General features: G+C 71.2%; 18 protein-coding genes and 1 pseudogene. 8 read left to right on the forward strand and 11 right to left on the reverse strand.

What is annotated here, in order from left to right; translation table 11 throughout:
* Nucleotides 1-245: 245 nt before the first annotated feature.
* Genes mgrA through B0I31_RS03545 form a run of 3 tightly spaced genes read right to left on the reverse strand, consistent with a single transcriptional unit; the run spans nt 246 to nt 4556 of the window.
* The gene (mgrA, locus tag B0I31_RS03535) at nt 246-1226 is read right to left on the reverse strand and encodes an L-glyceraldehyde 3-phosphate reductase (RefSeq protein ID WP_106613790.1); all 981 of its coding nucleotides are present in this window, start codon (nt 1224-1226) and stop codon (nt 246-248) included.
* A 55-nt stretch (nt 1227-1281) separates the two neighbouring features.
* Nucleotides 1282-2115: a LacI family DNA-binding transcriptional regulator gene (locus B0I31_RS03540; RefSeq protein WP_106614029.1), complete on the reverse strand. Its 834-nt coding sequence runs from the start codon at nt 2113-2115 to the stop codon at nt 1282-1284.
* Nucleotides 2112-4556, reverse strand: coding sequence for a glycoside hydrolase family 2 protein (locus B0I31_RS03545; protein WP_106613791.1), 2445 nt, complete (start codon nt 4554-4556; stop codon nt 2112-2114). The genes B0I31_RS03540 and B0I31_RS03545 overlap by 4 nt, the downstream gene beginning before the upstream one ends.
* Nucleotides 4557-4674: 118 nt before the next feature.
* On the opposite strand from B0I31_RS03545, the gene B0I31_RS03550 reads away from it, so the two are divergent.
* Both B0I31_RS03550 and B0I31_RS03555 read left to right on the forward strand, forming a co-directional pair.
* Nucleotides 4675-6795, forward strand: a complete 2121-nt coding sequence (locus B0I31_RS03550; RefSeq protein WP_106613792.1) for an alpha-galactosidase — start codon at nt 4675-4677, stop codon at nt 6793-6795.
* A gap of 203 nt (nt 6796-6998) precedes the next feature.
* Nucleotides 6999-7532 carry a DUF3558 domain-containing protein gene (locus B0I31_RS03555; protein ID WP_106613793.1) on the forward strand — a complete coding sequence of 178 codons (534 nt, stop codon included), beginning with the start codon at nt 6999-7001 and terminating at the stop codon, nt 7530-7532.
* Between the two features lie 10 nt (nt 7533-7542).
* Here B0I31_RS03555 and B0I31_RS03560 read toward each other — a convergent pair whose 3' ends face one another.
* From B0I31_RS03560 to B0I31_RS03580, 5 genes are read right to left on the reverse strand one after another with little or no spacing between them, the layout of a single operon-like run.
* Nucleotides 7543-9609: a glycoside hydrolase family 36 protein gene (locus B0I31_RS03560; RefSeq protein WP_106613794.1), complete on the reverse strand. Its 2067-nt coding sequence runs from the start codon at nt 9607-9609 to the stop codon at nt 7543-7545.
* On the reverse strand, nt 9606-10478 hold the full coding sequence (locus tag B0I31_RS03565) for an ABC transporter ATP-binding protein (RefSeq protein WP_106613795.1): 873 nt from the start codon (nt 10476-10478) through the stop codon (nt 9606-9608). Before B0I31_RS03565 ends, B0I31_RS03560 begins: the two co-directional genes overlap by 4 nt.
* Complete coding sequence (locus B0I31_RS03570; RefSeq protein WP_245949635.1) at nt 10475-12301, reverse strand: dipeptide/oligopeptide/nickel ABC transporter permease/ATP-binding protein; 1827 nt, start codon at nt 12299-12301, stop codon at nt 10475-10477. The genes B0I31_RS03565 and B0I31_RS03570 overlap by 4 nt, the downstream gene beginning before the upstream one ends.
* Before the next feature lie 17 nt (nt 12302-12318).
* Nucleotides 12319-13308 carry an ABC transporter permease gene (locus B0I31_RS03575; protein WP_106613797.1) on the reverse strand — a complete coding sequence of 330 codons (990 nt, stop codon included), beginning with the start codon at nt 13306-13308 and terminating at the stop codon, nt 12319-12321.
* A 28-nt stretch (nt 13309-13336) separates the two neighbouring features.
* Entirely contained in the window at nt 13337-15025 is a 1689-nt protein-coding gene (locus tag B0I31_RS03580) for an ABC transporter substrate-binding protein (RefSeq protein ID WP_106613798.1), read from the reverse strand.
* Between the two features lie 156 nt (nt 15026-15181).
* Here B0I31_RS03580 and B0I31_RS03585 point away from each other — a divergent pair, with 156 nt between their 5' ends.
* A complete protein-coding gene (locus tag B0I31_RS03585) occupies nt 15182-16453 on the forward strand; it encodes an ROK family transcriptional regulator (protein ID WP_106613799.1) in 1272 nt (423 codons plus the stop codon).
* 74 nt (nt 16454-16527) lie between these two features.
* On the opposite strand, the gene B0I31_RS03590 is transcribed toward B0I31_RS03585, so the two are convergent.
* Together B0I31_RS03590 and B0I31_RS03595 are read right to left on the reverse strand one after the other, a co-directional pair.
* On the reverse strand, nt 16528-17160 hold the full coding sequence (locus tag B0I31_RS03590; protein WP_245949637.1) for a ThuA domain-containing protein: 633 nt from the start codon (nt 17158-17160) through the stop codon (nt 16528-16530).
* A gap of 24 nt (nt 17161-17184) precedes the next feature.
* Entirely contained in the window at nt 17185-17826 is a 642-nt protein-coding gene (locus B0I31_RS03595; protein ID WP_106613800.1) for a TetR/AcrR family transcriptional regulator, read from the reverse strand.
* A gap of 75 nt (nt 17827-17901) precedes the next feature.
* On the opposite strand from B0I31_RS03595, the pseudogene B0I31_RS43030 reads away from it, so the two are divergent.
* The 5 genes and pseudogenes from B0I31_RS43030 to B0I31_RS03620 all read left to right on the forward strand — a co-directional run.
* Nucleotides 17902-18348: pseudogene (locus B0I31_RS43030) on the forward strand (MSMEG_6728 family protein); the annotation flags it as partial.
* Between the two features lie 350 nt (nt 18349-18698).
* Nucleotides 18699-19139 carry a DoxX family protein gene (locus B0I31_RS03605; protein WP_106613801.1) on the forward strand — a complete coding sequence of 147 codons (441 nt, stop codon included), beginning with the start codon at nt 18699-18701 and terminating at the stop codon, nt 19137-19139.
* Between the two features lie 94 nt (nt 19140-19233).
* Nucleotides 19234-20079 carry an SDR family oxidoreductase gene (locus tag B0I31_RS03610; RefSeq protein ID WP_106613802.1) on the forward strand — a complete coding sequence of 282 codons (846 nt, stop codon included), beginning with the start codon at nt 19234-19236 and terminating at the stop codon, nt 20077-20079.
* 133 nt (nt 20080-20212) lie between these two features.
* Nucleotides 20213-20644 carry a YciI family protein gene (locus tag B0I31_RS03615; protein ID WP_106613803.1) on the forward strand — a complete coding sequence of 144 codons (432 nt, stop codon included), beginning with the start codon at nt 20213-20215 and terminating at the stop codon, nt 20642-20644.
* 60 nt (nt 20645-20704) lie between these two features.
* Nucleotides 20705-21946 carry an RNA polymerase sigma factor gene (locus tag B0I31_RS03620; RefSeq protein WP_106613804.1) on the forward strand — a complete coding sequence of 414 codons (1242 nt, stop codon included), beginning with the start codon at nt 20705-20707 and terminating at the stop codon, nt 21944-21946.
* A 144-nt stretch (nt 21947-22090) separates the two neighbouring features.
* Here B0I31_RS03620 and B0I31_RS03625 read toward each other — a convergent pair whose 3' ends face one another.
* Nucleotides 22091-22972, reverse strand: coding sequence for a DMT family transporter (locus B0I31_RS03625; RefSeq protein WP_219910577.1), 882 nt, complete (start codon nt 22970-22972; stop codon nt 22091-22093).
* Between the last annotated feature and the right edge of the window lie 31 nt (nt 22973-23003).

The raw sequence follows: 23003 nt of genomic DNA on the forward strand, positions 1-23003 counted from the left end.
CGCCCACCGCCCCACATCGGACCCGCCGCCCAACCGCAAAAGGCCCGATTTACATGGGGTTCGGGTGCTTTAGGCGGGTCGAAGCCGGCAGGCCCGGCGGGACGCTCTTCCCCGCCGGGCCTGCCGGCTTCGACCCGCCTGGAGTGCCCGTAAGGGGCCCCATGTCAAATCGAGCCTGCCCCAACCACCGAGCCAGTAGCCCGCCTCACCCCACTGAAATGAACCGGTTCACCTCAACAGCACCATCACAGGTGCCGTTCGATCTCCGCCAACTCATCCGCCTCGAACGACAGGTTCCCCGTCGCCGCCACGTTGTCCTCCAACTGCTTCACACTCGACGCCCCGATCAACGCGGACGTCACGTTCCGCAGCACCCAAGCGATCGCCAGCTGCGCCAACGTCTGCCCGCGCCCCTTCGCGACCTCGTTCAACCCCCGCACCTTCGCCAACGTCGCATCGTCCAGATTGGACGCCGACAGGAACGGCGATGCGCCTGCCGCCCGCGACCCCTCCGGCACGCCGTTCAGGTACCGGTCGGTCAACACGCCCTGCGCCAGCGGCGAGAACGCGATGCTCCCCGCGCCCACCTCCGCCAGCACGTCGAGCAGCCCGTCCTCGACCCACCGGTTCAACATCGAGTACGACGGCTGGTGGATCAGCAACGGCGTGCCCAGCTCGCGCAGCACCCGCGCCGCCTCGGCCGTCTGCTCCGCCGAGTAGTTGGAGATGCCCACGTACAGCGCCTTGCCCGAGCGCACCACGTGGTCCAGCGCGCCCATCGTCTCCTCGATGGGAGTGTCCGGGTCCGGTCGGTGGTGGTAGTACACGTCCACGTAGTCCAAGCCCAGCCGGGCCAGCGACCGGTCCAGCGAACTGACCAGGTACTTGCGCGAGCCCCACTCGCCGTACGGGCCGTCGAACATGTGGTAGCCGGCCTTGGTGGACACCAGGATCTCGTCCCGGTGCGGCCGGAAGTCCTGCGCGAACAGCCGTCCGAAGTTCTCCTCGGCGCTGCCGGGCGGCGGACCGTAGTTGTTCGCCAGGTCGAAGTGCGTTACGCCCAGGTCGAACGCCCGGCGCAGGATGGCGCGCTGGCCGTCCAGGTGCTTGTCGTGGCCGAAGTTGTGCCACAGGCCGAGCGACACGGCGGGCAGCTTGAGCCCGCTGCGACCGGACCGGCGGTAGGGCATGGCGTCGTACCGCGACTCGGCGGCGTGGTAGGTCATGTGCGTCCTCGGTTTATCGGGTGCTCTGCCGCGTCATCGGGTGCTCTCCCGCGCGTTATCGGGTGCTCTCCCGCGCGATGAGCGTGGGCTTGGGCGACCAGCGCTCGGCGACCTCGACGCCTTCGATCAGCTCCAGCACCGACTCGGCGACGGTGACGCCGAACTGGTGCACGTCCACGCTCATGGTGGTCAGCGCGGGTGACGCGAGCCGGCACAGCGACGAGTCGTCCCACGCGACCAGGCTGAGCCGGTCGGGCACGGCGACGCCGAGTTCCTTGGCGACGCTCAGACCGGCCACGGCCATCACGTCGTTGTCGTAGAGGATCGCGGTGGGCGGTTCGGGTGCGTTGAGCAGCGCGGTGGTGAGCTTCGCGCCCGACTCCTCCGAGTAGTCGCCCTCCACCACGACGGGCTCGATGCCCGCCTCCGCGCACCCTTCGAGCAGTGCCGCCGTGCGCGCCCTGGTGTGCAGCAACGTGTTCGGCCCGCTGACCCGGGCGATGCGCCGGTGGCCCAGCTCCAGCAGGTACGCCAACGCCTCGCGCACCGGGCCCGCGTCGTCGGTGCGCACCGCGGGCACGGCCAGCTCGTCCGGCTCGCCCACGTACAGCGCGGGCAGGCCCATCTCGCGCAGCACCGCCGGTCGGTGGTCGTCCACGGTGCGGTTGACCACCACCACCGCGTCCACCACACCGCCCGCCGCCCACCGGCGGTAGGCGGCGATCTCGGCGTCCTCGGTGCCCACGATGTGCAGCAGCACGGACCGGTCGCCCTCGGCGAGCCGCTCCTCGATGCCCGCGATGAACTCCATGAAGAACGGCTCCGCGCCCAACAGCCGCGCGGGGCGGGCCAGGACGAGGCCGATGGAGCCGGGCGAGCCGGTGGTCATGTCCGCACCGCGCACAGACTGTTGGCCGATCGCAGCACCAGCGGGCCGGTCAGCGCGGACGGGTCGGCCAGCTCGGTCGCGGTCCGGACCAGGAACGAGTGCGTCCCGCCGGCAGGCAGCGTGACCAGGGTGTCGTCCACGACGGCGTCCTCGGCGACCCGGTCGGCCAGCACCGCGATGTCCCGGGCGAGGGAGGACGCGGTGACGTCGACCCGGTAGCCGCCGTCCACCCGGCGGACCTCGGCGGTGAGCGGCGCGGGGTCGTAGGCCAGCTCCAGGTCCTCCCGGAACAGGTGCGCGGTGCGCGCGTCGGCCGTGCTCACCACCAGCACCTCCCCCTTCGGATCGCCGGGCGTGACCAGGTCGGCCGCCAGGTCGAGCCGTGCCGCGGACCTCGCCGGCACGTCGAGCGGGAGTTTAGCCGCCGCGAGCACGTCACCCGCGAACGTCTGGCGTTCCAGCGCCACTTCGCCGGTCCAGACCTCGTCGGTGTCGTTGACCGCGATGAGCGCGTCGACGCCGTCGCGCGGCTGGACGGTGAGCAGGCGCGGCGCGAAGGCGTGCTTGAGCGCGTAGTACAGCGGCTTGAGCCGCTCGTCGCCGTCGATCGCGGCCCACGAGGTGACCGGCCAGCAGTCGTTGAGCTGCCACACCAGCGCGCCGGCGGTGCGCGGCCAGTGCGAGCGGAAGTGCTCGACGCCGAACGCGACCGCGCGGGCCTGGTTGAGCTGGGTCGCCCAGTGCCAGTCCTCGAACGCCGAGGGCGTGGGCAGGTGCGGCGCGAGGCCGCGGTCGAGCTTGCCGTTGCCGTCCTCGGCCTTCTGGTGCAGCAGGAACGCGGGCGAGGTCGGCGTCATCGGCTCGTCGTGCACCCACTTGGTCAGCGTCGCCCAGGTCGGCGGGCCCTGGAAGCCGAACTCCGAGCAGAACCGCGGCGTGAAGTCGCGGTAGTGGGTGTAGTCGATCCGGTTCCACACCTCCCACTCGTGCCGGGTGCCGTGGGTGTCCTCGTTCGGGTGCAGGTCACCGGGGCTGTACGGGCTGCCCGGCGAGTAGTGCCTGGTCGGGTCCAGCTCGGCGACGATCGCGGGCAGCAGCTCGGTGTAGTAGCGCAGGCCCCAGGACCGGCCCTGCAGCTGCTCCTTCCAGCCCCAGTCGGCGAAGCCCCACAGGTTCTCGTTGTTGCCGTTCCACAGCGCCAGGGACGCGTGCGAGGTCAGCCGGGCGACGTTCTCGCGCGCCTCGGCCTCGACCTCCTCCCACAACGGCGACTCCTCGGCGTACGCGGCGCAGGCGAACAGGAAGTCCTGCCAGACCAGCACGCCGCGCTCGTCGCAGACGTCGTAGAAGTCCTCGGTCTCGTAGATCCCACCGCCCCAGATGCGGAGCATGTTCATGTTCGCTTCGACGGCCTGGTCGACCCGGCGGACCAGGCGGTCACGGGTGACGCGGGTGAGGAAGTGGTCGTCCGGGATCCAGTTGGCACCCTTGGCGAACACCGGCTTGCCGTTGACCACGAACGTAAACGGCGTGCCGACCTCGTCGGGCGTGGTGTCCACGGTGATGGTCCGGAAGCCGATGCGACGGTCGGCGCGATCCGCGTCCTGGTCGTCCGACCGCAGCACGACGCCCAGGTCGTAGAGAGGGTGGTCGCCGTAGCCGACCGGCCACCACAGCTCGACGTCCGGCACCTCGACGGTCACCACCGCGGAACCGCCCTCGACCCGGACGCGCTGCTCGACACCCGCCACCGTCGCGACCACGGTCAGCTCGGTGTCCCGCGCCCGGTCGACCTCGACGTGCACCTCGACCCGGCCCGTGCCGTCCTCGTCCACCGTGACCAGGGGCCGGACCTGCGCCAGCCGCGCCTCGGTCCAGCGCTCCAACCGCACCGGCTTCCAGATGCCCGCCGTCTGCAGGTCGGGACCCCAGTCCCAGCCGAACGAACAGGCCATCTTGCGCACCGCGTTCATCGGGTGCGGGTAGGCGCGGTCACGCCAGCCCAGCGCCTCCTCCTGCCGCTCGGCATACGCCAGCGCGGAGGAGAACGTGACGACGAGGTCGTTCGCGCCGTCCACCAGGTGCTCGCGCACGTCGAAGCGGTAGGAGCGGAACATGTTGGCCGTGCTGCCGAGCACGACTCCGTTCAGCTCGACCGTGGCGACGGTGTCCAGGCCGTCGAACGCCAGCTCGACCTTCTCACCCGGCTTCGCCGCCTCCGCCTCGAACGTCAGCGCGTAACGCCAGTCCGCGCGGTGCATCCACGCCAGCTCGGTCTCGTTCGTGTCCAGGTAGGGCTCGGGGATGAGACCCGCCGCGAGGAGGTCGAGGTGCGTGCTGCCGGGGACGACGGCGGGCACCTCGCGGTCGGCGACGGCCGCCGGGATCGGCCCACCCACCGCGCTCAGGCGCCACCCGTCGTGCAAGGTCGTGCGAATCATCGTTCCTCTTTTCCCGGCGGCGGTGGGTTACTGCCGTGTGACGTTCAAGGTATGGCGATTCTTACGCCAGCAACTAAAGTAAGTCAACGAGGTTCACCGCCAGAGAGGAAGACCACAAGTGGCAGACGTGACGCACCTGCGGGCAGCGGGTGTGAGCCTGGTGCTCGACTTCTCGGGAGGCACTCTCCCCCGGGTCCGCCACTGGGGCGCTGACCTGGGCGAACTCACCTCCGACGAACTCGACGCGGTACTGGTCGCGCAGGCGCCGCACCCCATCGGCTTCTCGGTGGACGGCGCGGTGGACGTGGCCGTGCTGCCCGAGCAGTCGGCCGGTTGGCTGGGCACGCCCGGCATCATCGGCAACCGCGGCGGGCGTGACTTCTCCACCGCTTTCCGGGTGGTGTCGGTGGACGGCCCGCTGATCCGGGCGGTCGACGAGACCGCCGGGCTCGGGCTGGAACTGACCGTCGAGCTCGCGCCGTCCGGGCTGGTGCGGCAGCGGGCCGTGCTCACCAACACCGGGACGTCGGACTTCACCGTGGACGCGGTCAACCTGACCCTGCCCGTGCCGCCGCAGGCGGTCGAGATCCTGGACTTCACCGGCCGGTGGACGCGTGAGCGCAGCCCGCAGCGGACCGCGTTCACCCAGGGGCTGCGGGTGCGCGAGAACCGGACCGGGCGGACCGGCTACGACTCGGCGTACCTGTTCGCCGCAGGCACGGCCGGGTTCGGCAACCGCTCGGGCGAGGTCTGGGCCGTGCACACGGCCTGGTCGGGCAACCACCGGACGTTCGCCGAGAAGACCTACCACTCGGTGTCGCTGCTGGGTTCGGGTGAGCTGCTGCTGTCCGGCGAGGTCGTGCTGGGGCCCGGCGAGTCGTACTCGACGCCGTGGCAGTACGCGTCGTACGGGCACGGGCTGGACGAGGTGTCCGGGCGGTTCCACCGGCACCTGCGGTCGCGTCCGTCCCACCCCAGCTCACCGCGCCCGGTCGTGGTGAACACGTGGGAGGCGGTGTACTTCGACCACGACCTGGACCGGCTCAAGGCGCTGGCGGACGCCGCCGCGTCGGTCGGTGCCGAGCGGTTCGTGCTGGACGACGGCTGGTTCGGGTCGCGGCGCGACGACCGGCGCGGGCTGGGCGACTGGTACGTGTCCGACGAGGCGTGGCCGGACGGGCTGAAGCCGCTGACCGACCACGTGACGGGGCTCGGGATGCAGTTCGGCATCTGGGTCGAGCCCGAGATGGTCAACCCCGACTCGGACCTGGCGCGGGCCCACCCGGACTGGATCATGGCGGCGGGCGACCGGCTGCCCGGGACGGCGCGGTTCCAGCAGGTGCTGGACCTGGCCCGGCCCGAGGCGTTCGAGTACGTCCTGGAGCGGCTGGACGCGCTGCTGTCCGAGTACCCGGTGTCGTACCTGAAGTGGGACCACAACCGGGACCTGGTCGACGCCGGGCACCGGCCGACCGGGCGCGCGGGCGTGCACGGCCAGACGTCGGCCGTCTACCGGCTGCTGGACGAGCTGCGGCGGCGTCACCCCGGGGTGGAGATCGAATCGTGCTCGTCCGGTGGCGGACGGGTGGACCTGGAGATTCTGGAGCGCACGGACCGGGTGTGGGTGTCGGACTGCATCGACGCGTTGGAGCGGCAGTCGATGCAGCGGTGGACGAACGCGCTGGTCCCGTTGGAGCTGATGGGTACGCACGTGGGTGCGGGGACGTCGCACACGACGCACCGGCAGCACCCCGTCGACTTCCGGGCCGGGACGGCGCTGTTCGGGCACTTCGGCATCGAGTGGGACCTGACGGCGGCGTCGGCCGAGGACCTGGCGCGGCTGACGTCGTGGGTGGCGCTGTACAAGGAGCTGCGGTCCCTGCTGCACACCGGTGTGGCGGTGCACGGCGACCACCCGGACCCGGCGATCGAGGTGCACGGGGTGGTGGCGGAGGACGGTTCGGACGCCGTGTTCGCCATCGTCGCCCTGGCCACGTCCCAGCTCTACCCGCCGGGGCCGGTGCGCTTGCCCGGTCTGTCAGCCGACCGCTCGTACCACGTGCGGCCTCTCGCGCCGGGTGACGTGCCGGACGGCAACGCGCACAACTGGGGCGTGTTCCTGCCTTGGTGGAAGCCCGAGGGCGTGACGCTGCCAGGCCGGGCACTGACGACGGCCGGCGTGCAGGCACCTGTGCTGTACCCGGAGCGATTGGTGCTGGTACGGGCGACGGCGATCTGACGGGGGTCACCCGGACAGGCGAAGTGTGCAACCTTTGACAACTCAAATCGCATTTCTCAGTCGTGGGTGTGGGTTGGGCGTGTAGGCGCGGGCGCGGCTCGCGGAGGTGTGCGTGGTGGGGGTTCGGCGGGGTCTAGCGGCGGTCGTGGGTGAGTGGTTAACGTCGACCCACGAAGTGTCACTGGACCGATCAGGAAGAACCCGTGAACCCTCGACTCGTCCTGATCGGTGCCGCTGTCGCACTGGCCGCCGCCACCGCCTGCGGTGGTCCGGCCGGTGAGGAGACCACGCCGACCACCGCCCCGCCCCAGAGCACCACCGTCGCGCCGGTCGGACCCAGCCGGGGCGGTCCGCTGGACGGCACCGACCCGTGCACCCTGCTCACCAAGGCCGAAGCCGAGCAGGTCACCGGGGCCCAGACCGCCGAACCGGTGGTGGAGCAGTTGGGCACGGCGCGGGTGTGCAACTTCTCGCCGCAGACGGCGCGGCTCGGTGTCGGCATCCGGACCACGGCGGGGCTGGCGGAGGTCCAGTCGAACGGGAGCCTCGTGGAGGAGTTCCAGATCGGCCGTCACCAGGTCAAGCAGTCGGTGGGCGCGACCGGCAGCTGCGGGATCTTCATCGGGGTCACCGAGTCGTCCCGGGTCGACGTCGTGCTGAACTCGGGCAGCCCCGACGTGGACCCGTGCCCGGCGGCGCTGAAGGTCGCCGAACTGGTCGAGCCGAGGCTGCCCTAGCGGCCGGCGATCAAGCCAGTCGCACCACGACCGCGGACGGGTGGGCGCCGCGGTAGGTGGCGCGCAGCACGCCGCCGGCCGCGTGCCACTCGAACACCCACTCGGGTGACCCCGCCGGGAACACCGGGGCCACCGTGACGTCCTGCCCCCGCAGGTGCGGCACGGGCAGGTCCACGGACGGTGGCGCGTCGGGCAGGCGCCACACGGTCAGGTAGCTGTTCGCCGCCGCACGCAAGCCCTGCGCCACCCACGGACCAGTGCGGTTGGTCAAGCCCAGCGGCCAGAACGGGACCGAGGCGGCGATCTCCGGCCGTAGTCCCTTGTGGACGGTCACGGCCTCGCGCACCAGGGCCCGCTGCGCCGCGTCCATCAAGTCGACCCGACCGGCCAGGTACAGGCGGCCCAGCACGCCGGTCGCCAGGGTGAACGCGGCCTCCGAGGGCGTCATCCCCGGCTGCGCGTAAGCCCAGTTCCCGGCCTGCTCCGGCAGCACCGAAGCGGGCGCGGCGGCGGCGATCGGCGGGTACAGCAACGGGTTCTGCTGGTCCGAAGTGGACTGCAGATGCAGCCGCGACAGCATCGCGTAGTCCATCCGCATCGCACCGGACGCGCAGTTCTCCAGCAGCAGGTCGGGATGCCGCGCCAGCAACGCGTCCAGCCACGCCAGGTGCGCGCGGTTGTGCCCGAGCAGTCCTTCACCGGGCGCCACGCCGGCGACGTCGGTACCGGCACCGGGCATGATGTTGTAGTCCAGCTTGATGTACCCGACGCCGAACTCCTCGACCAGCCGGTCGACCACCTCGTCCACGTGGCGCACCGCCGCGGGGTGCCGGAAGTCCAGGTGGAACCGGCCGTGCTCGCCGACCCGGGCGCCCTGCCGCTGGAAGAACGCCTCGTCCGGCAACGACCGGGCCAGTGCCGACCGCACGCCGACGACCTCGGGCTCCAGCCAGATGCCCGGCACCATCCCGCGCTCGCGGATCCGGTCGGTCACCTCGCCGAACCCGCCGGGGAACCTGGTCCGCGACGGCCGCCACTCGCCGACGCTGTCCCACCACTTGCCGTCCTCGTCGTACCACCCGGCGTCGACGCAGAAGTAGTCCGCGCCCACCTCGGCGGCGGCGTCGATCAACGGCAGCAGCTTCTCCGTGGTCGGGTCGCCCATGAGGGTGTTCATGTAGTCGTTGAAGATCACCGGCAGCTCGGGTGCGCGCCGGTTGCGCAACGTGGCCCGGCGCTGCCGCGTCAACGCACCGAACGCCTCGTCCACCCCACCCTCGACGACGGCCACCGACACGGGCACGGTGGTGAAGCCGTCCCCGGCCGTCACCACCCGCGACCACTGGTGCTCGGCGTCCGTGGGCCCCAGCACGGCCACGTACGCGCCCGCGACCGTCTCGCCGACCTCCCAGTGCCACGCACCGTTGTGCTCGACCTGCCAGGCGAGGGCCCAGCTGTCGTCCCGCGCGACCAGCACGCCGCACGGCAGGTGCTCCCCGGTCGACCACGAGCTGCGCGACGTCAGCGCGAACCGGCTGCGTGACGCGTGGTGGTGCACGGTCGGGTCCATCGACACCAGGCCTGCTTCGCGCAACGGCGTGCGGTGCCAGCGCGACTCGGCGACCCAGTCCGAGTCGCCGTGCACGAGGTCGAGCTCGTCCACCGAACGGCCCGCGTCCACCAGGAACGCCCCGGTGGACAGCGACGTCACCGCCTGCAGGCACACCGAGCCGTCGCCTTCGACGTCGACCTGGGTCCACGTGCGCACCGCGGGCACGCCGGCCACGCCTTGGAACACCGACGTCACCACGAGCCCGCTCACCGGGTCGTGCTGCACGATCCGCAGCTCGTCCACCGACGCGACGTGCGAGCGGTACCGCAGCCGCGCGCCGATCGTGGTGTCGGCGTAGCGGTGGCTGCCGGGGAACCGGCCGTGGCCGAGGGCCTGCACCTCGACCAGCGGCACGCCCGCGCCCTCCGCGGTGCCGCCGGGCTTCAACGAGACCAGGCTGACCGGCCGGTCCTCGGCGTGGGCGAGCACCAGCCTGATCGCGCCCGTCGACCAGGTCACGGTCATGTGGCCACTTCCCCGACTTCCTCCCACGCCCCGGTGTTGTGGTCGTACGCGGCGGCGGCACCGGCGCGTTCCACGTCGGCCGGGTCGATCTCGACGGCACGGCCGCGCGCCTCGGGGTTCGGCGCGGCGGAGGCCAGGATCTTGGTGTAGGGGTGCTGCGGGTTGAGGATCACCTCGTCGGCCGGTCCCCGTTCGACCACGCGGCCCTTGTAGAGCACGAGGATGTCGTCGGAGAAGTGCCGCGCGGTGGCCAGGTCGTGGGTGATGTAGAGGACGGCGAGGTTCTCCTCGCGCTGCAGCCGGGCCATGAGGTTGAGCACGCCGAGCCGGATCGAGACGTCCAGCATGGACACCGGTTCGTCGGCGACCACGACCTTCGCGCCCGGTGCGAGCGCCCGCGCGATCGCGACGCGCTGCCGTTGGCCGCCGGACAGCTCGTGCGGTCGTCGTCCGGCGATGTCGCGGCCGGGCAGGGACACGCGTTCGAGCAGTTGCACGACCTCTTCCCAGCCGTGCGGCTTGCCGTGCAGCTTCAACGGCCGGGCCAGGTGGTGCTCGATGGTGTGGAACGGGTTCAGCGAGGCGAACGGGTCCTGGAACACCATCTGGACGTTGTCGCGGTACGCCCGGTCGGGCACGCGGCGCCCGTCCGGGCTGGTCAGGGTGATGGCGCCGGCGCTGGGCTTCTCCAGCCGGGCGATCATCCTGGCGATGGTGGACTTGCCGGAGCCGGATTCGCCGACCAGGGCGACGGTGCGGCCGGGGGTGAGGGTGAACGACACGTTGTCCACGGCGCGCAGCCGGACGCGGCGCAGGCCGACCCGGACGTGGAAGTCCTTGACCAGGTCGCGAGCTTCCAGCGTGGTCATCGGACACCTCCGGGCGAAGTGGGCTCGCCGGACCTCTTGACCGGCGTCATCTCCTCGCCGGAGCGGACGAACGAACCGCGTTCGCCGGTGAGGCTGGGGAACGAGTCGAGCAGTTGGCGGGTGTAGGGGTGCGCGGGCTGTTCGAACATGTCCTGGGCGGTGGCGTACTCGACGACCTCGCCCTCCTTCATCACGGCGATGCGGTCGGCGAGCTCGAGCAGCAGCGGCAGGTCGTGGGTGATGAACAGGACGGCGAAGCCGATCTCGTCGCGCAGCCGCAGGATCTCCCGCAGGATGCCGCGCTGCACGACCACGTCGAGCGCGGTCGTCGGCTCGTCCATGATCATGACCTGGGGGTCGAGCAGCAGCGCCATGGCGATCATGACGCGTTGCCTCATGCCGCCGGACAATTCGTGCGGGAAGGAGCTGAGCCGCCGCACGTCCACGCCGACCAGCTTGAGGACTTCCTCGCACTTGGCCTTGCGCTGGGCCTTGGTCATCTCCGGCCGGTGGGTGGTGAGCACGTCGTCCAGCTGCGCCCGGATCGTGATGACGGGGTTCAGCGCGTTCATCGCGCCCTGGAACACCATGGACAGCTTCGACCAGCGGAACGCCCGCAGTTCGCCGGGCGTCAGCGCGAGCACGTCGATGTCGCCACCCTCGCGGTCGTGGAACGTGACCGAGCCGGTGGTCACCTCGGCGGGTGGCCGGTGCAGCCGGTTGACGGCGTAGGCCAGGGTCGTCTTGCCGCAGCCGGACTCGCCGGCCAGGCCCAGGATCTCGCCGCGCCGCAGCGTGAGCGAGACGTCCTTGACCGCGTGCACCGGCTTCTCCACCTGGTACACGACGGAGAGGTCGTTGACGGTCAGCACCACGTCGTCGTCCGTGCGCTTCACGGGCGCGGGCGCGCGCTCGGCCTCCGCCTTGTCGCGGCGGGGGATGTCGCGGAGCTTGGGGTTGATGATCTCGTCGATGCTGAAGTTGACCAGCGCCAGGCCGCAGCCGAACAGGGCGATGATCAGGCCGGGCGGCACGAACCACCACCAGGCGTCGCGTTGCAGCGCGAAGCCGTTCTGCGCGTAGTAGAGCATCGTGCCGAGCGTGGACGAGTTGGACGCACCCAGGCCGAGGAACGACAGGCCCGCTTCGCTGAGGATCGCGTAGATCACCGAGAACACGAACTGCGAGGCCAGCAGCGGCAGCAGGTTCGGCAGGATCTCGACGGTGATGACGCGCCACGGCTTCTCGCCGGAGACCTTGGCGGCGGCGACGTAGTCGCGGTTGCGCAGCGACAGCGTCTGGGCGCGCAGCACCCGTGCCGACGCGGCCCAGCCGGTGATCGCCAGCACCACCGCGATGGTCCACGAGCCGCGCTGGTCGGCGGGCACGAACGCGGAGATGACGATCACCAGCGGCAGGCCGGGGATCACCAGCATCACGTTGGAGAACAGGGAGAAGCCCTCGTCGACGTACCCGCCGATGTAGCTGCCGACGATGCCGAACAGCGCCGACAGGGCGGTCGCCATCACGCCGACCAGCAGGCCGATGTAGAGCGAGCCGCGGGTCGCGTGGGCGAGCTGGGCCACGATGTCCTGGCCGGTCTGGGTGGTACCGAGCCAGAACTCGCCGCCCGGGCCGGTCAGGCCGAGGTCGCGGATCGTGTTCGGGTCGCCGACCAGCAGCGGGCCGATCACGCCGATGAACGTGATCACCCCGATCAGGCCGAGGCCGACGCCGAGCTTGGGCGACCAGCGCGGCAGCATCGACCGCCAGCCGGCCCGCCCGCGCGGAGCCTCGACGGTGACAGCACTGAGATTCGTCACGGTGTCCGTTCTCCTTCTCAGCCGCTGACGCGGGTGCGCGGGTCGATGACGGCGTAGAGCAGGTCGACCACGAGGTTCGCGCCGAGCACGGCGACCGTGATGACCAGGAAGATGCCCTGCATGAGGGCGTAGTCGTTGTTCTGCACGGCCTGCAGGAGCTTGGAGCCGATACCGGGGTAGGAGAACACCTGCTCGGTGATGATCGAACCGGCCACCACGAACCCGAGCGAGATCGCGAACCCGGCCACGGACGGCAGCACCGCGTTGCGCGCCGCGTACTTGATCATGATCCGGGAGTCGCGCAGGCCCTTGGCCTTGGCGGTCAGCACGTAGTCCTCGGCGGTGGCCGACACCATCATGTTGCGCATGCCCAGCAGCCAGCCGCCGACCGACGAGATCACGATGGTCAGCGCGGGCAGGGTGCCGTAGTAGATCGCCGAGCCGATGAACTCGGCGTTCCAGCCGGGCCACAGCACCACGTCGTAGCCGCCCTGCAGCGGGAACCAGCCCAGGGCCGAGGACAGCACCGCGACCAGGATCAGCGCCAGCCAGAAGTACGGCACGGCGGCCAGCACGGTGGTGGCGGGCACGAGGCTGTCCAGCCACGTGCCGCGCCGCCACCCGACGAACGTGCCCAGGACGATGCCGAAGGCGAACGACAGGAACGTCGCGATGCCGACGAGCATCAGGGTCCAGGGCAGGGCTTCCGCGATGATCTGGGACACCGGTGTGGGGAACGAGCTCACCGAGATGCCCAGGTCACCGCGGAACATGTTGCCCAGGTACGCGAAGTACTGCTGGATGAGCGACTCGCCGCTGTTCGTGCCGAGCAGCAGTTCGTACGCTCTGCGGGCCGACGGGTCCACGGTTCCGCCGCGTTGCGCGAGCTTCGCCATGAGGATGTCCACCGGGTTGCCCGGCATGAGCCTCGGGATGAAGAAGTTCAGCGTCAGCGCCGCCCAGAGGGCGACCAGGTAGAACGCGAACTTTCGGGCGTAGTACCTCATCGGTCCGCCTATCGCCTCATTCAGTCGTTCACTGGCCGGCCGGCTTGAGCTTCAGGTAGATCTCGGAGTGCTCCGGGCGCGCCCAGACGGCCGGGAACGAGTAGAGGTCTTCCTTGGTGGGCCAGCCGGTGAACTTCTTGGCGTTGAACTCGCTGGTGGTGCCGCCGGTCAGGACCGGGATGTACGGGATCGACTTCTCGATCTCGGTCTGGATGGTGTCGAAGTACGGCTGGCGGGCGGCGTCGTCCTCGGGGTCGACGCCCTTCAGCGCGGCGAGCGCGGCGTCCACCTGCGGGTTGGAGAACCGGGAGAAGTTCGGGTTGGCCACCTCGCCGACCTTGGCCGTGGTCGCGGTGCTGAAGAAGTAGGACGCGTTGTAGAACGGGTCGGGCGCCGGGCCCTGGTGCAGGGAGTCGATCAGCAGCTCGAACTGGCCGCGGCCGCGCGCGTCGGACCACTCGTTCCAGGACACCTGCTGCGCGGTGACCTTGATGCCGGCCTGCTGCAGCTGCTGGGACATCGTGTCGACGGCGGTGATGTAGTCGGTCCAGCCGGCGACGACCTTCAGGGTCATGGCCAGCGGCTTGCCGTCCTTGGCGTAGATCCCGTCGCCGCCCTTGGTGTAGCCGGCGGCCTCCAGCAGCTGCGTGGCCTTGGCCGTGTCGGGCTGCATCGGGGCGGTCTTCTCGGTGAGCTTCGAGGAGATCTGGTCCTTGTCCCGCTCGAGGAGCGCGGCGCCGGGCGAGACCTCGCTGGCGGTGTTCTCGAACGCGAGCGAGTTGATCTGGGTGCGGTTGATGGCGTAGTAGATCGCCTTGCGCACGGCCACGTCGGTCTGCGGGCCCTGGCAGCCGAGGTCGGCGTTCGAGCAGGTGAACAGGGCGACCTGGTTCATCGGGATGGTGATCGCCTTGTAGCCGGGGTAGTTCTTCTCGACGTTGGCGATGTCCGGGACGGGGCCGGTCTGCCAGTCGATCTGGCCGGCGCGCAGCGCGGCCTCACCGGACTGGTTGCCCGACAGCGCGAGGTAGCGGACCTTCTTCAGGGCGGGCTCGCCGGAGTGGTAGTCGGGGTTGGCCTTGAGCGTGAACGCCTGGGCCTTGAACTCCTCCAGCATGAACGGGCCGGTGCCGACCGGCTCCTTGACGACGTCGGTGCCGGGGGTCGCGATGTCCTTCCACTTGTGCTCGGGGACCATCCAGATCCGGCCGAGGACCTGCGGGCCCTCCATGAAGGACGGCTCGGTGAACTTGATCGTCACGTGGGTGTCGTCCACCGCGGTGGCGACGCCCTTGTAGCCGGTGCTGTTCATGGTCGCGTTCTTGGCGACCATGTCGAGGGTGAAGACGACGTCCTTGGCGGTGAACTTCTGCCCGTCCGTCCACTTGGCGTCGTCGCGCAGCTCGATGTCGAGCTGGGTGCCGTCGGCGTTCCACTCGAAGCTCTTGCCCAGGCGGGGTCGCGGCTCGACGTCGCGGATGTTGTTGAAGAAGAACAGCGGCTCGAAGATCGTGCCGGGGCCTTCCAGCATGGTCGGCGAGAACGGGTTGAAGTTCAGCTGCCAGTCACCGGACTGGCCGGTGTACACGATCAGCGTGTCCTTGTTCGCGTCACCGCCCGCACTCGATCCGCCACACGCAGTCGCGAGCATGGCGACCGCGGCCAGTCCGGCCGCCGCCATGCGCGCCCGTGAGAAGCGCCTTGCCTTCAGGAACATCGTCGATTCCTCTCGTGGCCCGAGACCGGCCGCGGTCCCGCGTTGAGGCAGATTGTTAAGTCATCGAAGAAACGAAGTCAACACCTCGGCGTCATCTACCGGTCAAGTTGCTACTCTTCGTCCGTCGAACGAACTAAGACGAACGCGGGGGACCACGTGAGCGGACCGGCGCGGGCGACGCAACACGCGAGCAGCAAGTCCGCCGTGCTCGACGTGATCCGCGCGGCGGGCACCATCAGCCGCGTCGGCCTGATCAACGCCACCGGCTTCACCGGCGCCACGATCTCGACCGTCGTCCGCAAGCTCATCGACGAGGGCCTGGTCGTGGAGACCGGGCGGGCCGAGTCGACCGGCGGCAAGCGCAGGGTGCTGCTGCAGCTCAACCACTCCTCCCGGTACGCGGTCGGCGTGCACCTGGACCACGCGGGCATCACCTACGTGCTGACCAATCTCGGCGGATCGGTCGTCGCGCGCATTTCGAGGGCGGGCGCGGGCGCGGCGGAACCGCGGACCGTGGTGGCCCGGATGGCGGCCGAGGTGAAGGGCCTGATCGACGGCGTCGGCGTCGACCACAAGCGGGTGCTGGGACTGGGCCTGGTCTCCCCCGGGCCGCTCAGCTCGGACACCGGCATGGGGCTCACCCCGCCGTCCATGCGCAAGTGGGAGGACTTCCCGCTCGACCAGGAGCTGGAGCGGGCGACGAGCCTGCCGGTGGTGCTGGACAACGACGCCACCGCGGCGGCGTTGGGCGAGCACTGGTCGGGCGGCATCGGCGGCACGGCGATCTCGGCGGCGCTCTACATGGGCACGGGCATCGGCGCGGGCCTGGTCATCAACGGCATCACGTACCGGGGCAGCAGCGGCAACGCCGGCGAGATCGGGCACATCTGCGTCGACGCCAACGGGCCGGAGTGCTGGTGCGGCGCGCGTGGGTGCGTGGAGGTGCTGGCGGGGCCGGCGGCCGTGGTGGCGGCGGCCCGGGCGGACGCGGCGCTGGCCGGGTCGGCGGGGCTGACCGGGCGGGCGCGGTCGGTGTCGTCGGACTTCGCGGCGGTGAGCCGGGCGGCGCGTCGTGGCGAACCGTCCGCGTTGGCGATCCTGGAGCGGTCGGCGCGGTACATCGCGGTGGCGGCGCGGACGTTGGCGAACATCATGGACCTGGAGGTCCTGGTGCTGACCGGGCCCAGCTTCGCCATCGCCGGGTCGGTCTACCTGCCCGTGGTGCGCGACGAGCTGGACCGGGCGTTCTTCTCGCGCGCGGCGCACGGCGTGGACGTGCGGCTGTCCCGTTCGGCCGCCACGGCGTCCGCGATCGGCGGGGCGGCACTCGTGCTGCAGTCCGAGCTCGTGCCGCTGCACGAGGGGCTGAGGCTGCCGGAGAACCTGGCCGACTCGGAGCCCGCCGCCCTGCCCGCTTCGGGTGAGTGACCGGCGGCCCGTGAGCGTTGAATCCACCGCTCCCGAACGTTGGACTCTCGCGCGCTGAGCGTTGGACTCCCGGGTCAGTGGCGGGTGGCCCAGAGGAGGCCGCGTTCGATCAGCAGGCGGACGGGCGGCAGGTCCAGGTCGGCAGGCTGGTGGCCGATCGTGCAGGCGAAGACCCGGCCCGCACCCCACCGGCGGGTCCACACGGCGGGCACGGTCAGCTGGGCGTGCCAGGGCGACGCGGCGGCGAACGTCGTCGTCGCGTGGACGTCGTTGAGGCCGTCGGTCAGCACCCAGTACTGCTCGGTCCGCAGCTCGAACCCCTCGATGCCCTCCACGATCGGGTGGGTGGACGTGATCTCCACCCGGTGGTCCACGAAATCGCCGGGGTGCGCGACGAACTGGCCACCGACCAGCTGCAGGTAGCCGCGGGAGTGGCGGAACGCGTCCACCAGGCCGCCGTGCCACCCGGCCAGCCCCGTGCCACCCCGCACCGCCGCTTCCAGGCAGGCGAACTGGTCGTCGGTCAGCACCCCGTCGCTCCAGCACTGGAGGACCAGGTCGTAGGTGCCGAGGCGGTCGTCGTAGACGTCCAGCGAGTCCGACACGTCGACCGCGAAGCCCGACGACCGCAGGAACGGCAGGAACGAGTCGGTGGCCTCCACCGGCGAGTGCCCGGCCCAGCCACCGCGAACCACGAGTGCCTTCACGATGTCGAACCCTAGAGCCCCGGGTCAGGCTCGGGCGACCAAACCCACCAGCTGGTTGACCAGGCCCTCGGTCAGGCCCTCGCGCACCAGCTCCGCCGCCGTCGACCCGCCCAGCTCGCGCATCACCTGCGCCACCGCCTCCGTGGGGTTCGCGTGGGGCCACAGGCCGGCCGTCATCACCAGCACGGCACGGGCGAAGTGCAGCGCGGCGGCCTCGTCCAGCACCGGCACCCGGGCCCGCACCAGGTCCGCCAGCCTGGCCGTGTGCTCGTGCGCCCGGCGCTTGAACACGCGCGCGAAGTCCACCGAGATGTTGCGCTCCAGCACACCCGCCATGCCGCTGATCAACTCGCACAGCAGCCTCCGGCGCAGCAACGACGTCGCCACCACCGTCGCGACCGCCTCCACCTCGCCGACCGGAGCCGGCGCCTCCTCCACCTCGTCCAGCCAGGCGCCCCACTCCTGGTCCAGCACCTCCAGGAAGATCGCCTCCCGGCTGTCGAAGTACCGCAGCACGTTCGACTTCGCGAGCCCGACCCGGTCGCTCAGCTCGCGCAACGAGATGTCCGCGACGGGCCGCTCCCGCAGCATCGCGCACGCCGTGTCGAGGATCGTGCGCCGCCGCTGCTCGACCTGCTCGGGCCGCCTCGCGCGCTTGAACTCCACCGCCGCAGGCTAACAGCCCACCGGTCTTTTGCCGACCGCGCGCTTGACCGCCGCCACCGGGGGTAGGTCGCCGGTGTGCAGACGTTCCTGCCCTGCGCCACCTTCGCCGGCAGCGCCGCCGTGCTCGACGCGCGGCGGCTCGGCAAGCAGCGCGTCGAGACCCTGCAGATCCTGCGCGCCCTGGTCTGGCCGACCTACGGCTGGAAGAACCACCCGGCGGTGCGGATGTGGCGCGGCTTCACGCCCGCGCTGGTCGCCTACGGCGTGGCGGTGTGCGACGAGTGGCGGCGCCGGGGCCACCGCGACGGCCTGCGCGCCGCCCTCCTCGACTACACCGGCGGCCGGGAGCCGACCTGGTCCTGGTGCCTGGCCGAAGGCCTCCTGCCGCCCTGGCTCGGTGACGACGACCTGCACCGCAGCCACCGGTCCGCCCTCCTGCGCAAGGACCCCGACCACTACCGCCCGCTGTTCCCCGACGTGCCGGACGACCTCGACTACGTCTGGCCCGCGCCCGTGCTCCCGCTGGACGTCCCCGACACCGAGGGCCTGATCGCGTGCCGCGTCGACCGCCCTGCCCTGCCCGACGACGACCGGCCACCGCCGCCGCTCGACCACCGGCCGGGCCCCTCGGTTGCCCGCGCGCCTACCGAGGCCGACCTGGCGGCCATGCGCGCCGAGGCGGCCGACCCGCACCAGGTCCGCTTCTTCCGCCGCGGCCAACGCCTACCGGCTCCGACCAGCCGTTTCACCCTCCGGCTCACGTTCGCGGAAAAAAGTCCGGAAGAAAGTTCGGCGGACGTGTCGATCCGGCGGGGTCCCCGTTCGTCGTCCCAGTAAGAGCTGGGAAGAGCCATCGAGCAGGGGAGCCCGAGATGACCACCACGACCGACACCCGCCGCGCCGCCGCCCACCCCACCACCTCCACCGCCGCCAAGCGCAACGACCTGGTGCTCGCCGCCTTCCGCGTCGTCGTGTCGTTCCTGTTCGGCCTGCACGGCCTGCAGGGCCTCGGCTTCTTCGGCGGCATCGACGGCCAGGGCACCGCGGTCGCGTTCGGCTCGTGGCCGGGCTGGTACGGCAGCGTGATCGAGTTGGTCGGCGCGACCCTGGTGCTGGTCGGCCTGGCCGCACGCCCGGCGGCGTTCGTGCTGTCCGGCGCGATGGCCTACGCCTACTTCACCGTGCACCAGCCGGAAGCCCTGCTGCCGATGCACAACATGGGTGAGCTGGCCGCCGTGTACAGCTGGGTGTTCCTGCTGCTCGCGGTCCTCGGCCCGGGCGCCTTCACGGTCCAGCGCGCGCTGCGCCGCTGACCTCACGACAACACACACGCCCGAGGGCGCGCCTCCACCCGGAGGTGCGCCCTCGGGCGTGTTCAGGCCGCACGCCCGTGGGCACCCTCCGGGCATGGCCGAGACCGAGACCCCCATCGCATACCCCGGGCTGACCGACGACGTCCGTCCCACCCCCGACCACGGCGAGGCGACCTACCGCGGCACGGGACGGCTCACCGACAAGAAGGCGCTGATCACCGGCGGCGACTCCGGCATCGGCCGCGCCGTCGCGCTGGCGTTCGCGCGCGAGGGCGCCGACGTGCTCATCGCCTACCTGCCCGACGAGGAGAAGGACGCCCGCGACACCGCGCGGCTGGTGGAGGAGGCCGGGCGCAAGGCGGTCACCGTGCCCGGCGACCTGCGGGAGGAGTCGCACTGCGCGGCCGTCGTGGCCCGCGCGGTCGAGGAGTTCGGCCGGATCGACGTCCTGGTCAGCAACGCCGCCTACCAGATGTCCCAGGCCGGCGGCCTGCTCGACATCACCACCGAGCAGTTCGACCGCGTCATGAAGACCAACGTGTACGCGATGTTCTGGCTGTGCAAGGCGGCCGTGCCGCACATGCCCGAGGGCTCCTCGATCATCACCACGTCGTCCATCCAGGGCTTCCAGCCGTCCTTCCAGCTCCTCGACTACGCCACCAGCAAGGCGGCGATCGTGAACTTCACCAAGGGCCTGGCGCAGAACCTGGTCGACCGCAAGATCCGGGCGAACTCGGTCGCACCCGGTCCGGTGTGGACGCCGCTCATCCCGGCCACCATGCCGCCGGAGAAGGTGGAGAGCTTCGGCGAACAGGCGCCCATGGGCCGCGCCGGGCAGCCCGCCGAGCTCGCGCCGCTGTACGTCTTCCTCGCCTCCGCCGAGTCCAGCTACATCACCGGCGAGGTCGTCGGCGTGACCGGAGGCTCGCCCATCACGTAGAACCGCTGGTCAGCGGCCCGCTGAAAAATCTTGAAGAAAAATCGGCGGACGTGTCGAACCACGACCCCCTTCGTTCGTCGCGTCAGTAGAGGCCAGGATGGACCGGCCGGACGAACCGACAGGGAGAACCACAATGCGTTTCATGGTGATCGTGAAGGCGACCGAGGAGACCGAGGCCGGGGCCCAGCCGAGCGCGGAGATGCTCAACGAGATGGCCGCGTTCAACGAGGAGCTGGTCAAGGCAGGCGTGCTGCTGGCGGGCGAGGGGTTGCACCCCAGCTCCAAGGGCGCGCGGGTCTACTTCTCCGGCGACCGGCGCACGGTCGTCGACGGCCCGTTCACCGAGACCAAGGAGCTGATCGCGGGCTTCTGGCTGCTGGAGGTCAAGTCGCTGGAAGAGGCGGTCGAGTGGGTGAAGCGGGTGCCGAACCCCACCGGCGAGGAGTCCCAGATCGAGATCCGGCAGGTCTTCACCGAGGACGACTTCGTCAACGCCTCCGAGGAGCTCAAGGAGCGCGAGCGCGAGCTGCGCGCGCAGCAGGACGAGGCCCGCGCCCGGGGCTGACCCGGCGGCCCCACCCCGCTTGCCGCCGCGCATCGGTAGCTGATCTGATCCCAGGTCGTGATGGCTACCGATGCGCGGCGTGCGGTCGAGGCGGTGTGGCGGATCGAGTCCGCCCGGCTGATCGCCGGCCTGGCCCGGATGGTGCGCGATGTCGGCCTGGCCGAGGAACTGGCCCAGGACGCGCTGGTCAGCGCCCTGGAGCAGTGGCCGGAGCACGGCGTGCCGCGCAACCCGGGCGCGTGGTTGATGACGGCGGCGAAGAACCGGGCCGTCGACCTGATCCGGCGCAGGCAGAACTACCAGCGCAAGCTGGAGCAGATCGGGCGCGACACCGAGCACGACCACGCGCCGGACGCCGCGGCCGAGGTCGGTGACATCGACGACGACCTGCTGCGGCTGGTGTTCACCGCGTGCCACCCGGTGCTGTCCACCGAGGCGCAGGTGGCGCTGACCCTGCGCATGCTCGGCGGCCTGGGCACCGACGAGATCGCCCGCGCGTTCCTGGTGCCCGAGACGACCGTGGCGCAGCGGATCGTGCGGGCCAAGAAGACGCTGGCCAAGGCCGGTGTCCCGTTCGAGGTGCCGGCGGAGGACGAGCGGGACGCCCGCCTGTCGTCCGTGCTCGGCGTGATCTACCTGATCTTCAACGAGGGCTACTCGGCCACCGCGGGCGACGATTGGATGCGCCCGGCGCTGTGCGAGGACGCGCTGCGGCTGGCCCGCGTGCTGGCCGGCCTGATGCCGCGCGAAGCCGAGGTGCACGGCCTGGTGGCGTTGCTGGAGATCCAGGCGTCCCGGGCCAAGGCGCGGGTCGGCCCGGACGGCGAACCCGTGCTGCTGCTGGACCAGAACCGGGCCCGGTGGGACCAACTGCTGATCCGCCGCGGCCTGACGGCGTTGGCGAAGGCCGAGTCGCTGGGCGGCGCGGGCGGCCCGTACGCGTTGCAGGCGGCGATCGCGGCGTGCCACGCGCGGGCCCGCGTGCCGCAGGACACCGACTGGACCCGCGTCGCCGGGCTCTACGAGGCGTTGTCGCTGGTCGCGCCGTCACCGATCGTCGAGCTGAACCACGCGGTGGCGATCGGGATGGCGTTCGGCCCGGAGGTGGGGCTGGAACTGGTGGACGAGCTGGTGGACGAGCCCGCGCTGAAGGGCTACCACCTGCTGCCGAGCGTGCGCGGCGACCTGCTGGTCAAGCTCGGCAGGCACGCCGAGGCGCGCGAGGAGTTCGAGCGGGCCGCCGGGCTCACCCGCAACGAGCGGGAGCGCAAGCTGCTGCTGGACCGCGCCGCCGCCTGCTAGTGCCCGGCCCAGGTTGTCCAGCAGCTCGACCGTGCCCCGCTCGCGGAACTCGGCCTTGGAAGCGGGCCGCGCAGTGAACTCCTTGCCGCCCGGCTGCCCGCCGGCACGAGGTGGCACACCCGCGCCCGCGCCGGGCCGGCGGAGTCAACCGCGGTCGAGGCGGATGCGCACCGCGAGGGCCGCGCAGCCGACCACGGCGACACCGCCCAAGAGCGTCGGCCAGGTCAGCCGCTCGCGCAGCAGCAGCGCGGCCCACCCGATGGTCAGCACGGGCTGGACCAGCTGCACCTGGCTGACCCGCGCCATCGGCCCGATCGCCAGGCCGCGGTACCAGGCGAAGAACCCCAGGAACATGCTCACCACGGCCAGGTAGGCGAACGCCGCCCACTGCCCGGCCGTCCCGGACGGTGGCCGCTGGACCGCCGAGACCGCGGCCAGGGTGACCATCACGGGCGAGGACAGCACCAGCGCCCAGGACACCGTCTGCCAGGAGCCGAGTTCGCGGGCCAGCAACCCGCCCTCCGCGTAGCCGACCGCGGCCGTGGCGACCGCGCCGAACAGCAGCAGGTCCGACCAGCGCGGCGGCCCGAATCCGGCACCCGACAGCGACGCGAACACCAGCGCGGCGACCACACCGGCCGCCGCCGAGCCCCAGAACGCCGAAGGCGGCCGTTCCTTGCCGCGCACCACGGCCATGACCGCGGTCGCGGCCGGCAGCAACGCGATCACCACGGCGCTGTGCCCGGCCGACGCGGTCGTCAGCGCGTACGAGGTCAGCAGCGGGAAGCCCGCGACGACACCGCCCGCGACCACGGCCAGCCGCGCCCACTGCGCACCGGTCGGCCGGGACTGCCGGGTGAGGGCGAGCGCGGCACCGGCGAGCAGCGCCGCGACGACCGCGCGGGCCGAGCCGACGAACAGCGGGGACAGTCCCGCGACCGCGATCCGGGTGAGGGGAACGGTGAACGAGAACGCCACCACGCCGAGCAGGCCCCACCCCAGGCCAGCCCGAGCAGGCGATAGCACCGGCGCCGGACGGACAGTAACGCTATCGTCT

Origin of the sequence: Saccharothrix carnea, from assembly GCF_003014735.1 — a bacterium.
Taxonomy (GTDB): domain Bacteria; phylum Actinomycetota; class Actinomycetes; order Mycobacteriales; family Pseudonocardiaceae; genus Actinosynnema; species Actinosynnema carneum.

Excerpts from the sequence above, each read along its gene's own strand:
- B0I31_RS03605 (WP_106613801.1), top strand. The coding sequence starts at position 18,699 with ATGACCACCACGACCGACACCCGCCGCGCCGCCGCCCACCCCACCACC.
- B0I31_RS03575 (WP_106613797.1), bottom strand. The coding sequence starts at position 13,308 with ATGAGGTACTACGCCCGAAAGTTCGCGTTCTACCTGGTCGCCCTCTGG.
- B0I31_RS03560 (WP_106613794.1), bottom strand. The coding sequence starts at position 9,609 with ATGACCGTGACCTGGTCGACGGGCGCGATCAGGCTGGTGCTCGCCCAC.
- B0I31_RS03540 (WP_106614029.1), bottom strand. The coding sequence starts at position 2,115 with ATGACCACCGGCTCGCCCGGCTCCATCGGCCTCGTCCTGGCCCGCCCC.
- B0I31_RS03610 (WP_106613802.1), top strand. The coding sequence starts at position 19,234 with ATGGCCGAGACCGAGACCCCCATCGCATACCCCGGGCTGACCGACGAC.
- B0I31_RS03545 (WP_106613791.1), bottom strand. The coding sequence starts at position 4,556 with ATGATTCGCACGACCTTGCACGACGGGTGGCGCCTGAGCGCGGTGGGT.
- B0I31_RS03565 (WP_106613795.1), bottom strand. The coding sequence starts at position 10,478 with ATGACCACGCTGGAAGCTCGCGACCTGGTCAAGGACTTCCACGTCCGG.
- B0I31_RS03615 (WP_106613803.1), top strand. The coding sequence starts at position 20,213 with ATGCGTTTCATGGTGATCGTGAAGGCGACCGAGGAGACCGAGGCCGGG.
- B0I31_RS03620 (WP_106613804.1), top strand. The coding sequence starts at position 20,705 with ATGGCTACCGATGCGCGGCGTGCGGTCGAGGCGGTGTGGCGGATCGAG.
- B0I31_RS03580 (WP_106613798.1), bottom strand. The coding sequence starts at position 15,025 with ATGTTCCTGAAGGCAAGGCGCTTCTCACGGGCGCGCATGGCGGCGGCC.
- mgrA (WP_106613790.1), bottom strand. The coding sequence starts at position 1,226 with ATGACCTACCACGCCGCCGAGTCGCGGTACGACGCCATGCCCTACCGC.